Origin of the sequence: Pseudomonas fluorescens, from assembly GCF_902497875.1 — a bacterium.
GTDB classification, from domain to species: domain Bacteria; phylum Pseudomonadota; class Gammaproteobacteria; order Pseudomonadales; family Pseudomonadaceae; genus Aquipseudomonas; species Aquipseudomonas fluorescens_BR.
Genome location: NZ_CABVHY010000165.1, coordinates 1 through 566, shown reverse-complemented (window position 1 = coordinate 566; position 566 = coordinate 1). Strand labels below are relative to the sequence as shown.

Here is a 566-nt window from a genome sequence, read left to right as displayed (position 1 = left end):
GCGAAATACCAAGTTTGCCAAACATCTCGCGCAGCTCGGGATCGACCTCGTCAAGGCTATTGGGCCCCGGCGTTTTCGGCTTGGGTGCCGAGTAATAAATGATGTTCTGGTAGTCGATAGGCGCGTAACGGACATTCTGCCAACTGGGCTCACGCATCGTCAGCCAGTGGCGATAGGCCTTCAAGCGCCAATCGAGCAGCCATTGCGGCTCATTCTTCTTCGTCGAGATCAGGCGGATAACGTCTTCGTTGAGCCCGCGCGGGGCCTCATCGCTCTCGAGATCGGAGACAAAGCCATATTTATACGCCTGGCCGCTGAGTTCGCGGATCCCGGCATTGTCAGTGCTCATCGCTGACTCCTCCTGCTGCTGGCAGGACGATTCAATGGTTTTAACTATACTCCATCCCTTTATCTCGCGGCGCGTGCGAGATAAAGGGATGGGGGCCTGCGGTAGCTCCAAAGACATCACGTGCGCCAAAAAACAGGCCGGCCGGTAGGCCGCCTCGCTTTGGCTCTGGCTTTTGATCTTGATCTGGATCTACCCGCCCCTTCGGCAGGCCGAGTGG

1 pseudogene is annotated in these 566 nt (G+C 57.4%); it reads right to left on the bottom strand.

What is annotated here, in order from left to right:
• Nucleotides 1-349: pseudogene (locus tag F8N85_RS34455) on the bottom strand (Fe-S cluster assembly protein SufB); the annotation flags it as partial.
• Between the last annotated feature and the right edge of the window lie 217 nt (nucleotides 350-566).